Annotated in this window: 3 protein-coding genes; all 3 read right to left on the bottom strand. The window is 40.0% G+C overall.

Annotated elements, in window-relative coordinates; all coding sequences use genetic code 11:
* Positions 1-410: 410 nt before the first annotated feature.
* The 3 genes from ACXR6G_RS12925 to ACXR6G_RS12915 all read right to left on the bottom strand — a co-directional run bounded on the left by ACXR6G_RS12925 (position 411) and on the right by ACXR6G_RS12915 (position 15,747).
* Complete coding sequence (locus ACXR6G_RS12925; RefSeq protein ID WP_458361851.1) at positions 411-4,565, bottom strand: S8 family serine peptidase; 4,155 nt, start codon at positions 4,563-4,565, stop codon at positions 411-413.
* A 159-nt stretch (positions 4,566-4,724) separates the two neighbouring features.
* Positions 4,725-8,876, bottom strand: a complete 4,152-nt coding sequence (locus ACXR6G_RS12920; RefSeq protein WP_458361850.1) for a S8 family serine peptidase — start codon at positions 8,874-8,876, stop codon at positions 4,725-4,727.
* Between the two features lie 37 nt (positions 8,877-8,913).
* A complete protein-coding gene (locus ACXR6G_RS12915; RefSeq protein ID WP_458361849.1) occupies positions 8,914-15,747 on the bottom strand; it encodes an Ig-like domain-containing protein in 6,834 nt (2,277 codons plus the stop codon).
* Positions 15,748-16,088 lie beyond the last annotated feature (341 nt).

Genomic DNA, 16,088 nt, shown 5'->3' with positions numbered 1-16,088 from the left:
CAGATTCCTACTTTGTTTAGAATAACGAACTAGTGGTCGATCTCAATAGGAAGGTGCTTGACCTACTCAAATAGGAAGATTAAGAGAAAAAAATGCTAAAAAAAACAATTCACCTACCTAAAACAACATAGCGCCAAATTATTTCTCCCTCACAATTGCAACAAACGTGTAAAATAGATGCAAACAGCATCACAGTCAATAAACTCACCCCCTAACACATTAAATAGACAACTCTCATATCTGGGGGCAAGGGGACCGACGTGGAATCCAAGGCTAGCTTTTTGAAGCGGACGGAGGAAAGAATAGCTTAGCACCAAATCTTAAGAATCCAGATTATTATGCCATAAAAAAGGAATGCCCAAACTGAGCATTCCTTCGTATTTTAGATCTGAATAATAATAAGTTTTATCTTATTCCACAAGCATCCTAATCGATTGTCCCTTATAGGATTCCCCATCCTTTACGACTTTTAAGACAGCTATAAAGATACCTTTATGCGATCCTGGATTCCATGTAAATTGATACAAGCCTGGACTTAGATTATAGTCTTTCAAGACATCTACTATTCTACCTTGAATATCAATAATTTCAATTTCCACTTTCTCCACAGGTGCTTTAATTTCCACCTGAATTGTTGTTATATCGGTAACTGGATTAGGGAAATTATTAATCAGTTTTGCAACTTGCTCCTTATCGTCCAAGTCCTCGAAGACTGGTTTATCTAAACTAACGATGCCTTCTACTTTATCACCATTGGATGAGGCAAGCACTAGACCATCGACATAGGATTCCGAATTGCCAAGCTTCAATAGTGGCAGCTCGCCAGTTGCCAACTCTTTACCACTCATACTATAGGCTAAAAACAGTAGACTATCTCCCTGTAACAATTCTGCACGCTCCATATCTTTTAATGCAGGAAGCACCTGATAAGCGCCTTTCTCTGTATCGTGAAGAATAAACTGAACACCTCCCAAAGCGACAGGACTATTTGCAAATAAGGTATCCTGTCGGATATAGAATTCTGCAAGCATCGCTCGAGAAGAAGATAGACTACTTTTCGTTGTTGGATGAAGAACTAAATTGATAATGCCTGTAATATCCAAAACATTGATATTGGCATCTCCATTAATGTCAGCTGCTTCGAAAATAAAAGGCTTTGGTTGCTTTTGTAGGATTTGAGATACAGCAGTAGTCACATCATTTACATTTACCTTCTGGTCACCATTGGCATCCCCTTTTTCAGCTGTTAGAGGGATAGCTGTTACGACTTTGGAGTAATCCGACTCGGTAAAGTTGGTACGCACCGTTTTATAGGTGTAAAAATAATTGGTTTCAGGTTCTACTTCAAAATCGATATAGTCCGGATCTGAAAGCAATTGCGTGTTCATCATGATCGTATCAGAGGTGTTCGCCTCATCAACAATAGTATAACGATACATATTGTAACCCAATAGATCGGAAACTTCACCTGCTGGCACTTCCCAAGCCAGTTCAACTTTTCCCATTCCTGGAGTCGCGCCAAAGCCATCAGCCAAAGAACCTGCTGCACTTACTAAGACTCTAAAACGTCTGTCCTCAATAGGGATTTCGAAATGATCGGTATCCTTAGCACCTTCTACACGAATGGTATTGATGCCATCACCTGTACTCAAACCAAGAGTTGAATAAACTGTATAGATAGTAGAATCAGTACTCCAAACCCCATCCTCGGCAATAGCCGTTTGAGAATAAGGATAACGAACGCCCATAGTAACATTTGGCGTGAATTCAATATCCATAGGACGGTTAAAATATACCTCATATTTTTGTTTACCTACACCTACAGGGTCTAGCAATTCGAACTCATCCTGAGCATCTATCCCATTTACGAGGACTTTCCATACGATACCGTGGGCTTCAGCTGAAGGACGATCTAATTTTTTAGATATATCCAACCAAGCCCCTTCTCCTTTTTCTTGGAAATCAGAAATGGCATCATTTATTTTATTATCATTTACAGTTCCAAAATATGAAGGATCCAATATTTCTATAATAAATTCAGGCCCTTTCACACTAATATTAATATCCTTATTAAATGCAGTATTTAAATTAGAGAAGATATTACACTGTTTTAACACAATTGGCGTAAAATATTTAACGACAGCTCCTCCTACGTCAAGACTACCCCTCGAACTATTATTCTGAACAATATTATTATTCATGAAATTTTCTGAGCCATTAGCATTTATACCATAAGACCCAAATTTATTATAATAAAAAACTGAATTTTCAACAATTGAATTCTTTTTAAAATTACAAACCCCAGTAGCATTGTATATAAAAAAGCAATCCCTAATAATTACATTAGAATAATTACCCTCATTAAAAACATGCGTACCATTTCCAGCATTTTGGATAACACAATATTCTGCTTGCAAATTTGAATTTTTTTCAGTTTTTAACCCTCCCCAATTCAGCCCTAAATCTCTTTTGGTAAATGTGATCAAATCATCCTTTGTCCCAATCGCATTAAGTGTTCCTGCGACCACCATGCTTTTACCCTTGGCAAATTTAAGCGTTGTTCCCGGCATAATCGTCAGAGTGACTCCTTCCGGAATAGCAATATTATCCATGATAATATATTGCTTATCTGGAGTCAGTGTCATATCTTCTGAAATAATACCTTTCAATTCAACCCCATTCTCTACTTTAAGGATTATCTTTTTCTTCTTCTCTCCGAGTTTGTCACCATACCAGGTTTTTAATTCCAGTACAATATCACGTCCGTCAATGACATCATCAGCAATTTTTAGTTTCAAGGAAATGTCACTTTCTCTTGTGGCATAGGCAGATACGCTACCAATTGAAGTTTCAGTTAATAGTAAATCAGCAACCGTTGGATCTTCGAATTCCTGAAATTGCACACCTATTTTCACATCATCAGCCTGTGCCCAAGTATTTCGAACTTTCACTTTCATCTCAATGGTTTCTCCTGCATCAGCTCTGCCGTCTCTATCACCATCAAGCGTATCGATTACTTCAAAGGACACAATATCCAAACGAGGCACTGCAACAACATTGAGTGCAGCATGTAAATTCAAATGGCTTCCGGTTGAGTTAATCAAATTACCAAAGAGGATTTCCTGTGAATCCGCCGGTTTTTGCTCCAGATATAAGGACACGGCACCTGCCACCAAAGGCGTGGCCATTGAGGTTCCATTGTAGGCACGATAGTTCCCACCAGGAACTGTAGATAAAATCCCTACACCGGGTGCTTTCAATTCGTAATTCAGCAGATCGCTGTATTTTGAAAAGACAGGACCATCCTGGTCAAAATTAGAAAAACCAGCCATTCCCGATCCAGAATTGGCTTCAACTCCCAAAACAAAAGAAAAGGCTCCAGGATATAATGGCATTCCGTCTCGCATATCGGGACATTTTTCTGGTCCGATACACAGTCCATCATTACCAGCAGCAGCCACCAAAACAGCTGTTGCGTAAGCATTGGCCAGCGCATTTCGCATGGTAATAGATTCTGCATAGCCTCCAAAACTCATTGAGAGCACATTGGCTCCATTATCAGCTGCATAGCTTATTCCTTTTGCAATGGTAGCGGCATCAGCACGTCCTGAAGATTGAAACACCTTAATGGACATGATTTTAGCATTCCAGTTTGCACCGGTAATCCCGATTTCATTATTTCCAACCCCTGCAGCAATACCTGCACAGTGAGTTCCATGAGAATTATCGTCTTTAGGATCGTTATCCTGGTTGATAAAGTCCCAACCACGTATATCATCGATAAATCCGTTACCATCATCGTCGTAACCTTCAGCTCCATTCAATTCAGCTTCATTTACCCAAATATTGTCGGTCAAATCGGCATGTTCCCAATCGACTCCGGTATCTAAAATAGCAATTATCGAAGAGCCATCACCGGTATGATCTGTCCACACATTGTCGATATGACAAGCAGGAATACCCCACTGGGAGTTGTACCAAGGATCATTAGGAATAAGGCCTGATGATTTGGTAGAAAGTTCACTATTACTTGCCAACTCCATAGATTCTGCATCACTCATTTCCGGACCAGCAGGTTCAAAATCACCAAGAGAAAAGATGTAGTTGGGTTCGACATACTCCACTTCAGATAATGCCTTCAACTCCTCTATGGCCTGGTGTACGTTCACCGGTTCTGCTTTTGCTGACTTTGTTTTCGACAAACTTAAGCGGAAAACGTTTTTCATGCTGGGTAGCTCCATTTTCTCTCCCGTAGGCGTAATGACAAAGCGTTGCCCACTTTTCAGTTTTCGTGCACCCGGGAACATCTCTTCTCCAACAGTCAAACCGTGCTTGCTAAGCACTGCTTCCAAACCATTTATGGAAGAAGACTTCAAACTTCCGGATTTCAGTTTTACCTCATCTTTAAATTTCACCAGTACCTCATTGGGTACAAAATTGTTCTGATCTGAACGTGGATCAAATCGCTCACTTTTTCCCTTTACAAAACTAGAAGCTTCCTGAGCTTTTAGGATCCCTGTGCTAAACAGAAGGAAAAAAAGAATTAATGTGTAAAATCGATTCATATTTCTATTTTTAAAATTGTAAGATTACCTGCCCTGATATTACGTAAGAACTATACAGTATCTAATTTTGACTGATTTATGTGATTTCAAAACATTCAGTCAAAGCAATTATTTATTCTGAATCGTTATTTCTAACGATTCAGAATAAACATGCTGTTTTTACTCCACTAACATTCGAATATTTTGGCCTTTAAAGGTTTCTCCGTCCTTTACGACTTTTAATACAGCTATAAAGATGCCTTTATGCGATCCTGGGTTCCATACAAATTGATACAATCCTGAGCTTAGATTATAATCTTTCAAGACATCTACTATTCTACCTTGAATATCAATAATTTCAATTTCCACTTTCTCCACAGGGGCTTTAATTTCCACCTGAATTGTTGTTATATCGGTAACTGGATTAGGGAAATTATTAATCAGTTTTGCAACTTGCTCCTTATCGTCCAAGTCATCGAAGACTGGTTTGGATTTACTGACGATACCTTCTACCTTATCACCATTGGATGAGGCAAGCACTAGACCATCGACATATGATTCTAAATTGCCAAGTTTCAATAGAGGTACTTCCCCAGTTGCTATCGTTTTTCCACTCATACTATAGGCCAGGAGTAATAGACTGTCTCCTTGCAACAATTCTGCTCGCTCCATATCTTTCAAAGCAGGAAGGACCTGATAAGCGCCCTTCTCTGTATCGTGAAGGATAAACTGAACGCCTCCCAAAGGAACTGGGCTATTGGCAAAGAGTGTATCCTGACGGATATAGAATTCTGCTAGCATAGCTCGAGAAGAAGATGGGCTACTTTTAGTTGCAGGATGAAGAACCAAATTGATAATACCGGTAATATCCAAAACATTGATATTTTTATCTCCATTAATATCAGCTGCATCGAATATAAAGGGTTTCGGCTGTTTTTGCAGGATTTGTGAAACAGTTGTGGTCACATCAACTACATTTACAGACAAATCACCATTTGCATCCCCTTTGGCTGCTGTTAGGGGCGTAGCCGCAACCACTTTAGAATAATCCGATTCGGTAAAATTGGTACGCACAGTCTTATAAGAGTAAAAATACTTAGTAGCGGGCTGAACCTCAAAATCGGTATAATCCGGTTCTGTGAGCAATTGTGGATTAATCAAAACACTATCTGATGTGATTTTATCATTTATGTATTTATAACGATACATATTATAACCCAATAGGTCATCGACATATTCGTCAGGTGCATCCCAGGTTAAATCAATTTTCCCCATACCCGGGCTAGCAGCAAATCCATTTGAAAGCGAACCGGCTGTTTGAATATTTACATTGAATCGATCATATTCGGGTACCAAATCAAAACCTTCCATATCCTTCCCCTCAACAAGCTTTATGCGATGAATACCATCCGATTCAGTCAACCCGATAGTCTTGTAAACTGTATAGATTAAGGAATCGGCAGACCAAACAGCGTCCTCGTCAATAAAGCTTTGGTTGTATGGCTCACGAACCCCCATGGAAACAGAAGGGGTAAATGAAATATCCATAGGTCTGTTAAAATAAACTTCAAATTTTTGTCGCCCCACCCCAATAGGATCCATTAATTTAAATTCATCTTGTGCATCCTTACCATTCACAAGCACTTTCCAAACACAAGCATGGGCCATCGAGGAGGGTTGCTCCAATTTTGGATCATATTTTACCAAAGAAAGTTCTGAATCATCCCAAAAATCTTTAATCTTACGGTCTATGATCTCCGAATCGTTGGTTCCCCAATAGGTATTAGCAATGGCTATAGAAATTCCAGGTTTTGATTCAATTGCTGTAAAATCAGATAGGATATTGCAATTCTCCATTTCTCTATTCTCCACCCCACACCTCAAATTCTTAAACCCTTGTAAATTACAGTTTGCAATACCATTATACCTTAACGCATCTTCCCATTTACTCCCTTTTATGTTTATAAAATTACAATTTTCAAAGTTTCCATAAGTTTCAACAACTGCACACCAACGTCCGCTCCAGGTAGTAAAATCCTTAAAGACACAATCCTTAAAGTTCACATAACATCTCCAAAATGGTCGGGAATCACAGACAAAATCTTCAAAAACACAATTGCTAATTGTTCCTGAAATTTCATAGAAAGCCTCATCCATATCATATTCCTGCCCACGGAAGCCACTAAACTGTACATATTCAAACTCTACATTTCCTCCCCAAATTCCTAATGGTCCGAAAATTTTTATTTGTTTTTTAGGCATTCCTTTGCCTATAATTTTTCCATAAGAACTTATTTTTCTTTCGATCTTTAAGTTCGCGCCTGGCTCAATAATAAGAACTCCTGTTGCACCGATCTTAAAACTATTTGAAACCAACCAGAATTTATCAGCACTCAAGCGCAATGTATCTTCAAGCACCCCTTTTAATTCAGTTCCATGCTCCACCCTAAGCGTTATCTTTCGTTCATGCAAGTATTCCTTCTGTTTTCCTTTCCATGTTTTCAAAAGAAATCTTATATCTCGATCATGAGCTACATCAGGATTTATCTTTACCTGCAGGAGTTTTTTAAAATTAGACAAAGTCGCATATGGTCCAATACCACCCAATAAAGCAGTATCCTTTTCTATCTCCGCTACTGAAGGATCCTCGAATTCATCAAATTCAATCCCCACATACACACTATCAGCAGCCCCCCAGGAATTCCTCACAGATACCTCCAGTTGAATGGTTTCTCCTGCATCGGCTTTCCAATCCCTGTCCCCATCAGTTAATGTATCTGAAAGTTGGTATTTTACAATATTCAAAACAGGTTCCGGATCAATATTGATCGCTGCATCCAGATTGACATTATTTCCACTCGTATTTATCAGGTTTCCCCACATAATCTCCTGATTGTCCGTTGTTTTTTGTTCCCTATACAATGAAACCGCAGCTGCCACCAAGGGAGTCGCCATGGAAGTCCCGCTGTATGAACGATAGTTTCCTCCTGGGACTGTTGATAAAATCCCGGTCCCTGGAGCTTTCAGTTCATAATTCCATAAATCATCATATCTTGAGAACACTGGTCCATCCTGATCAAAATTGGAAAAGCCGGCTTTTGCAGTCTGGCTATTGGCCTCAACTCCCAATACAAAAGAAAAAGCACCAGGGTATTCTGGTTTCCCAAAGCGTTTATCAGGGCAACGTTGCGGTCCAATACACAAGCCATCATTACCTGCTGCAGCTACTAAAACAGCAGTTGCATAGGCATTAGCCAAAGCATTACGCATGGTAATGGATTCGGCATAGCTCCCAAAACTCATGGAGAGTACATGGGCTCCATTAGCAGCTGCATAGCTAATTCCCTTTGCAATGGTAGCGGCATCGGCACGTCCTGAAGATTGAAACACCTTAATGGGCATGATTTTGGCATTCCAGTTTGCACCGGCAATCCCTAATTCGTTATTTCCAACTGCTGCTGCAATACCCGCACAATGGGTTCCATGAGAGTTGTCATCCTTAGGATCGTTATCATGATTGATAAAGTCCCAACCACGGATATCATCAATATAACCGTTACCATCATCGTCGTAACCTTCAGCTCCATTCAATTCGTCCTCATTCACCCAAATGTTATCGGTTAAATCGGCATGTTCCCAATCGACTCCGGTATCCAAAATGGCAATTATAGAAGAACCATCACCTGGATGCTCTGCCCACACATTATCTATATTACAAGCAGGAATGCCCCACTGAGAATTGTATAAGGGATCGTTAGGAATCAAACCCGAGGATTCAGTAGATAACTCATCATTAGCTGGGCTTGCTTCAATCTCCTCCTGACTCATTTCGGGTCCAGCTGGTTTAAAATCACCAATCGAAAAAATATAGTTGGGTTCGACATACTCCACTTCGGATAATGCCTTCAATTCTTCTATGGCTTGGTGTATGTTCAGCGGCTCCGTTTTTGCAGACTTTGTTTTCGACAAGCTTAAGCGGAAAACATTTTTCATGCTGGGCAGTTCCATTTTCTCTCCCGTAGGCGTAATGACAAATCGTTGCCCACTTTTCAGTTTTCGTGCACCCGGAAACATCTCTTCTCCAACAGTCAAGCCATGCTTACTGAGTACTTCTACCAAGCCATTTATGGAAGAAGACTTCAAGCTGCCTGATTTCAGTTTTACTTCATCTTTAAATTTCACAAGTACCTCATTAGGCATAAAATTGTTCTGATCTGAACGTGGATCAAATCGCTCACTTTTTCCTTTTACAAAACTAGAAGCTTCCTGAGCTTTTAGGACCCCTGTGCTAAACAGAAGGAAAAAAAGAATTAAGGTGTAAAATCGATTCATAGTATTGTATTTATAGTATTAACAAAGACTTATAATATTATAATTTGATAATTTTTTTCGTAGTTCGGGATCCATCAATTTCCATAACAAGAAAATAAATCCCGGAAGACAAATGGGAAAGATTTAATGTGAGACTCTCCTCTTGAAGTCTTCGAATAAGAACAACTTTACCTTGTTGATTGGTCAAAACCAAACGACCATCCTGGCAGCCAGGAAGCTTAATTCTAACATAGTCGTGAACAGGGTTAGGATAAACCGAGATATTGATGTCCAAATCTTCAATTCCGGTAAGCAATGAAAAGTCAATTGTTGAAACCAACGATATTCCGGTGAAACATTGTACATCGCCATCTGTATGGCTTGACAATCGAACTTGTAGCATTCCAGCAGGCAGTGAAAGGTCACCAACGGGTAATGGTTTTTCTGAAACAAGCTTCCAGCTTTCTCCTCCGTCCACCGAAAAATCATAATCTTCGGCTTGATCAAAAGCATCCACCCAATTCCAGTCAAAAACATTGGTTTCATCATTTTCTTCGACAACAACAGGAGCCAAAGGTCTCTCAGGCACCATCAGGTGAAATTTCTCTCCAGAATCATGACTATTGCTTTTAGACAATCTAAACCACAGATCATTTCCTGGTTCCAGAACAATCTTTTCGCCAGCTCCCTGTTGAATATTTTGAGTAAACTCTAAATCTTCGGCATACTCTACACTTTCAGGAATCTCCTGCACGGTCAATTCATTCAGATAATCGATCATATATTGCGGTGCTGCAGGAATCGTAGACACAATCAATTGGTAACTGTCACTTCTAAATTGCTCATTACCATTAGAAGCCATTTCTCTAAAGAAATAGGATCTACTTGATGTTAATAATAAAGTATGACCATCACCTACGCCATAATTTTGGCTATAAACTGCATCATTAGCATATTCTATACGATCAGATACAATCTCAGAAGTCTTCATCGTAGCATAATCAACAGTAAAAACGGGTTTGGCTGGACGAGCTTTCACTCCCAGTTTCACTTTCTCAGAACTAAAGCTACTCTCTGTTGCCGGATAAGAAAACCAAACAGCATTTCCCGGACTTAACTCCAGTCGATCACCTCTGCCTTCGTTAATATCATGAACAAATGCATCGGAACTATATGCTTCATTGGTAGCTATAGGCTCGAGAGTTTGTTCCATTTCATAATCTATGGTATGAACAGGAACAGCAGGACGTTGAGGCATCACTAAATGGTTGATCTCTCCCGATGGACTCGTTTCAGTTTGAGCCACACGGAACCACAAATCAGTCCCTGGTACTACAGCAATCAAAGTTCCTGTACCCCTCTGCACATTTTGAGTGAACTGATCATCTTCGGCATACTCAACACTTTCTGGAATCTCCTCAGCTGTCTGTTCGTTCATGTAATCAACCGTATAGTTTGGTGCATCAGGAATTGGAGCGACTTGCAATTGAGAGCTTTCGCTGCGGAATTGCTTACTTTCATTAGAAGCCTTAACACGGAACCAATAACTGGCACCTCCAGTTAATGAAATGGCTTGACTAGTACCTACATCATATCTATAAGTATAGGCTTCATCATTGGCATATTCTATACGATCAGATACAATCTCAGAAGTCTTCATCGTAGCATAGTCAACAGTAAAAACGGGTTTGGCTGGTCGAGCTTTCACTTCCAGTTTCACCTTATCGGAACAAAAGCTTTTATCTGTAGCTGGGTAAGAGAACCAAATATCATTCCCTGGACTTAAAACCAAGCGATCACCGGTGCCTTCCTTACTTTCATTCACAAATGCATCGGAACTGTAAGCTTCATTTGTAACAATAATTTCAAAAGTTTGTTCACTCTCATAATCTATGGTATGCACTGGGACAGTTGGTCGCTGAGACACTACTAAATGGCTGATCTCTCCCGATGAGCTATTTTCAGTTTGAACAACACGGAACCACAAATCAGTTCCAGATAATACAGCAATAATTGCTCCTGTGCCCCTTCGCACATTTTGAGTGAACTGATCATCTTCGGCATACTCCACATTTTCCGGAATCTCCTCAGCTGTCTGTTCGTTCAAATAATCAATCGTATAGTTTGGTGCAGCAGGAATTGGAGCCACTTGCAATTGAGAGCTTTCGCTGCGGAATTGCTCACTTTCATTAGAAGCCTTTACACGAAACCAATAATTCGTACCCCCTGTTAATGAAATGGCTTGACCAGTACCAAGGCCATATCTATAAGTATAGGCTTCATCATTGGCATATTCAATTGTTTCTGCAACAATACCAGAAGTCTCCATCCTAGCATAGTCAACAGTAAAAACGGGTTTGGCTGGACGAGCTTTCACTTCCAGTTTCACCTTATCGGAACAAAAGCTTTTATCTGTAGCCGGGTAAGAGAACCAAACAGCATTCCCTGGACTTAAATCCAGGAGATCACCGGTACCTTCCTTACTTTCAGTCACAAATGCATCGGAACTGTATGCTTCATTTGTAGCTACTACTTCGAAAGTTTGTTCACTTTCATAATCGATGGTATGAATAGGAACAGTAGGACGTTGAGGCACCTCTAAATGGCTAATCTCTCCCAAAGGATTATTTTCAGTTTGAGCAACACGGAACCACAAATCAGTTCCAGGTAATACAGCAATAATTGCTCCTGTGCCCCTTCGCACATTTTGAGTGAACTGATCATCTTCAGCATATTCCACAATTTCAGGAATCTCCTGAGCTGTCTGTTCATTCAGATAATTAATTGTAAATTGTGGTGCAGCAGGGATAGTAGAGACATCCAGCTGGTAATTTTCACTACGGAATTGCTCATTAGTATTAGAAGCCATTACACGGAACCAATAGCTAAGATCAATAGTCATTGGTATCGCCTCATTTTTACCGACTCCATAATTTTGTGTAAACATTGAGTTGCTTGCATATTCTATTGTTTCCAAAACCATCTCATAAGTTTTCATCTGTGCATAGTCCACCGTAAACACCGGTGTGGCTGGACGAACTTTCACTTCCAGTTTCACCTTATCAGAACGGAAGCTACTCCCTGTTGCCGGGTAAGAGAACCAAACAGCATTCCCTGGGTTTAAATCCAGGCGATCACCAGTACCTTCTTTAATATCATTCACAAAGCCATCAGAACTGTATTCTTCATTTACAGCTACAATTTCGGAAGTTTGTTCGCTTTCATAATCGATGGAATGTACTGGGACAATAGGTCGTTGAAACACTAATAAATGGCTGATCTCTCCCGATGGACTATTTTCAGTTTGAGCTACACGGAACCACAAATCTGTTCCTGGGACTACAGCAATCCTTGTTCCTGTACCCCTTCTTACATTTTGAGTAAACTGATCATCTTCGGCATACTCCACATTTTCTGGAATCTCTTCAGCTGTCTGTTCATTCTGATAATCGATCGTATAGTGCGGTGCAGCAGGAATTGGAGCGACTTGCAACAAGGAGCTTTCACTGCGGAATTGCTCATTGACATTTGAAGCCTTTACACGGAACCAATAGGAACTACCATCTATTAACGCGATGGATTGACTGGCACCAATGCCATAGTTGATCGAATACGCAGCATCAGTCGCAAACTCCACATTGTCAGGAATAAGCTCTGACGTTTCCATTATACTATAATTCACTGTGAATACAGGTTTTAATGGACGAGCTTTCACTGCCAGTTTCACTTTATTAGAACGGAAGCTATTCACTGTTGCCGGGTAAGAGAACCAAACAGCATTCCCTGGACTTAGCACCAAGCGATCACCGGTACCTTCCTTAATATCATTAACAAATGCATCAGTACTGTATGCTTCATTTGTTGAAACAATTTCAAAAGTTTGTTCACTTTCATAATCGATGGTATGAACAGGAACAGCAGGACGTTGAGGCACCACTAGATGGCTGATCTCTCCCGATGGACTATTTTCAGTTTGAGCCACACGAAACCACAAATCTGTTCCCGGGACTACAGCAATCCTTGTTTCTGTACCTCTTCGTACATTTTGTGTGAACTGATCATCTTCGGCATACTCCACATTTTCTGGCATCTCCTCAGCTGTCTGTTCATTCAAGTAATCAATCGAACATTGTGGTGCTGCAGGAATTGGAACGACTTGCAATTGAGAGCTTTCACTGCGGAAATACTCATTGGCATTTGAAGCCTTTACACGGAACCAATAGGAACTACCATCTATTAACGCGATAGCTTGACTGGCACCAACTCCATAGTTGATCGAATACGCAGCATCAGTCGCAAACTCCACATTGTCTGGAATAAGCTCTGAAGTTTCCATTATACTGTAATTCACAGTGAATACAGGTTTGTTAGGACGAGCTTTCACTTCCAGTTTCACTTTATTAGAACGGAAGCTATTCACTGTTGCCTGGTAATAGAACCAAATATCATCCCCCGGACTTAGCACCAAAGGATCACCTGTGCCTTCCCCGTTGTCATTCACGAAACCATCAGTGCTGTATGCTTCATTTAATCCCACAATTTCGAAAGTTTGTTCACTTTCATAATCAATGGTATGCCTTGGGGAATCGGGTCGTATAGGAACAGTAAGCTTTACGATACGAGAAGGCAGTTTATGAGATGATGCCTTAATGCGGAAATATAAATTCTGTCCCGGTGTGAGTGCCACAAGCTGATTAGATCCCCAATACAGATTTTCTGACATGTTGGCATCTATAGCGTATGAAACATTATCCGGAATGCTTTCCCTTGTAGTTTCGTTCTTAAAATCAATTTGAATGATTGGGCCCTCAGGCCTTGCAAGAGAAGCAATCAGCTTGATATTACCTGGTTTTGCTTGCTCTCTTATTTTCAGATCTCCCTCAATAAACAACACATTCGATGTTGCCCCTTCGGAACAGCTTTTCCAATTGTCATCTCCCATAGCATATTCCATCGCTGCTGTCGTATTCAAAAGTTTACCCTCAGCAATGTGATAAGCTACCTTTGACAAATCCATTCCTATAGTGAGAGTTCCATCACTAGAACCCGATTCAATACTCGCCCCTTTCTCATTACTGATCACCACATCGGATAGATGTAGATTATGAGTACCGGTAACATCTGCTGCGATATCTACAGGGATACCTACAACAAGACCATCCGTTCCTGAAAACACACTAAGTGAACCAGACCAGCATAACAAGCGAATTTTATCGGAAGAAAGTTCTGATGCAACAAGAGCGTGATCCGATTTGCGATCAGTAAGAAAAACTTCTGAAGATGCCGGTGTCAATCCTGAAGGAAACACCATATCAAATTGAAAGCCACTTACCCCTTCTTGATTAAACAAATTAACATATAGAGTATCACGACTTGCAGCCTGAAACCAGGCATCCACAACTTGTAACTCGTTGGGAAAATAGGATTGAGCCCGAAGCTGAATATTCATCGGATCCCGTTCCACATCGTTAGATCGAATTCTTAGAAAACTTTCGTGAAGCAAAGCATCCTCAGCAGAGAACTGAATCGAAATCGTTTCGCTACCATAAGAAGGTATCAGGATTGGAAGTTCTCTGGTAGTAGAAAAATGGCTATCTCCAAACACCAATTCATCAATACGTAATTCAGCATCACCATTATTGTGAATGACCAAATCTCGAGATTGGGTTTCCAGTGAAGAAACCTTAGCAAAATCAATCAGACTGGTTCCAACTGAAATACGAGGCGCTTTTACTCTAAGATTAGCTCCATAATTAGCAGATATAATATTTTTTCCTTCGGAATCAGCTATAATGGCTTTCTGAGGCGTGAGTGAATAATTGCCTCCCTGACCTTCCAAATATAACCGAACAGTCATGATTTGTCCATCATTCCCAATAAAAGCAGCGTTAGATGGAGAGTAAGCAATAATCGTTAAATTCTGGTTTGTTATATCGGCTGAAAGCACATGATCTGTTATTCTTTCAGAGTTCAATTTTGCCGAGCCTTTTACAAAAGTTGCAACATCAGGCAAGGGAATAGAAAATTGAAAACCTGTAAAGGGTTCCATATTGTTCAAAGTAATTGGCACTTCGACTTCTTGGCCGGAATGTCCAGATGCGGTAAGCAAATGAATTTCATTAACGGCATAGGCCAGACCTTGCAGTTGCGCGATGACATCTCCCTTGACTTGATTGGAATGTATTATAATACTCGATTCTATCTGACCTATGGTTTCAGATTTAAAATTCAGATTCAGGGAACGGCTTACTCCAGCCGGTATAATAAAAGATTGTGCGTCAGAAGAGGAAAATCGAGAATCGGCAAAAGTAAAGCCCGTCACATTTAGTTCCTGATTTCCTGCATTTTGAAGCATCAAACTCCCTGCTTTATTCTCGCCAATGGGTACTTCTCCAAAATTTATAACATCCGGACTTACAACTAAGTTCGGAGCAAGTAGAGTAAAAGCACCTGCATTAACATGATCTACAATATTTCCGGATACCCCGCCAATGGTTGCATTCTCGGGAGTCAACGACCAGGTTCCAGGTTCCTTACCCACCACAAAGCTAGTCTGAAACACCTCTCCAGTTATTCCTGAAAATTCAGCCAAACTCATCGAATATGAAATAATACGTAAACGTCCAGGTTCCACTAAATCGACCGAAAGGGTGTGCCCATCGGCTCGATTGCTGAGTATACCACTCTCTTGTCTCCAACTTAATTGGTCAGGAAAACACAAATCGAACTGAAAGGCATTGAATACCTCATCATTCTCAATATTCACAGAAATGACAACTTCATCATCAGGAGAAGCCTCAATACTGCTAACAGACAAACTCGTTTGGGCAGAAACATTTTGTACCAAAAGCAACAGAAATAGACACAAGAAAGAGAGTAAAGGTTTAATCATATCCTAATTTTAAATTTAAAACACATGAGAAGTTACATTTCATTATATGATGTAGATACTCAGTATAAATCTACAGTACATAACTTATATTACAACCTGTCAAATCTGTCAAGTTTAAACAGCATTATTATTTAAATTAAAACCAAACAAAAGCAAGCTCATTTCACCCTTAAAACCAGTTAATTGCATGAAAGAAAGCAAATTCAACATAGCAACTTTCAAATCAGTCAGTTGGAAAATCCTATAGATTCAATAATTAGACATTGAGAAAATAAGACAATTAAAGAAAAAGCCTCGCACCTATTAAGATGCGAGGCTACTCCAATTAATTTTCAATTTTG

The sequence above is a fragment of the Ancylomarina sp. YFZ004 genome, assembly GCF_054254355.1.
Note: the sequence above shows the minus strand (reverse complement) of the source record. Positions and strands in the feature narration are given on the sequence as shown.

What these genes read in the sequence shown, in the direction of transcription:
- ACXR6G_RS12915 (WP_458361849.1), bottom strand. Translation starts at nt 15,747, where the DNA reads ATGATTAAACCTTTACTCTCTTTCTTGTGTCTATTTCTGTTGCTTTTG.
- ACXR6G_RS12920 (WP_458361850.1), bottom strand. Translation starts at nt 8,876, where the DNA reads ATGAATCGATTTTACACCTTAATTCTTTTTTTCCTTCTGTTTAGCACA.
- ACXR6G_RS12925 (WP_458361851.1), bottom strand. Translation starts at nt 4,565, where the DNA reads ATGAATCGATTTTACACATTAATTCTTTTTTTCCTTCTGTTTAGCACA.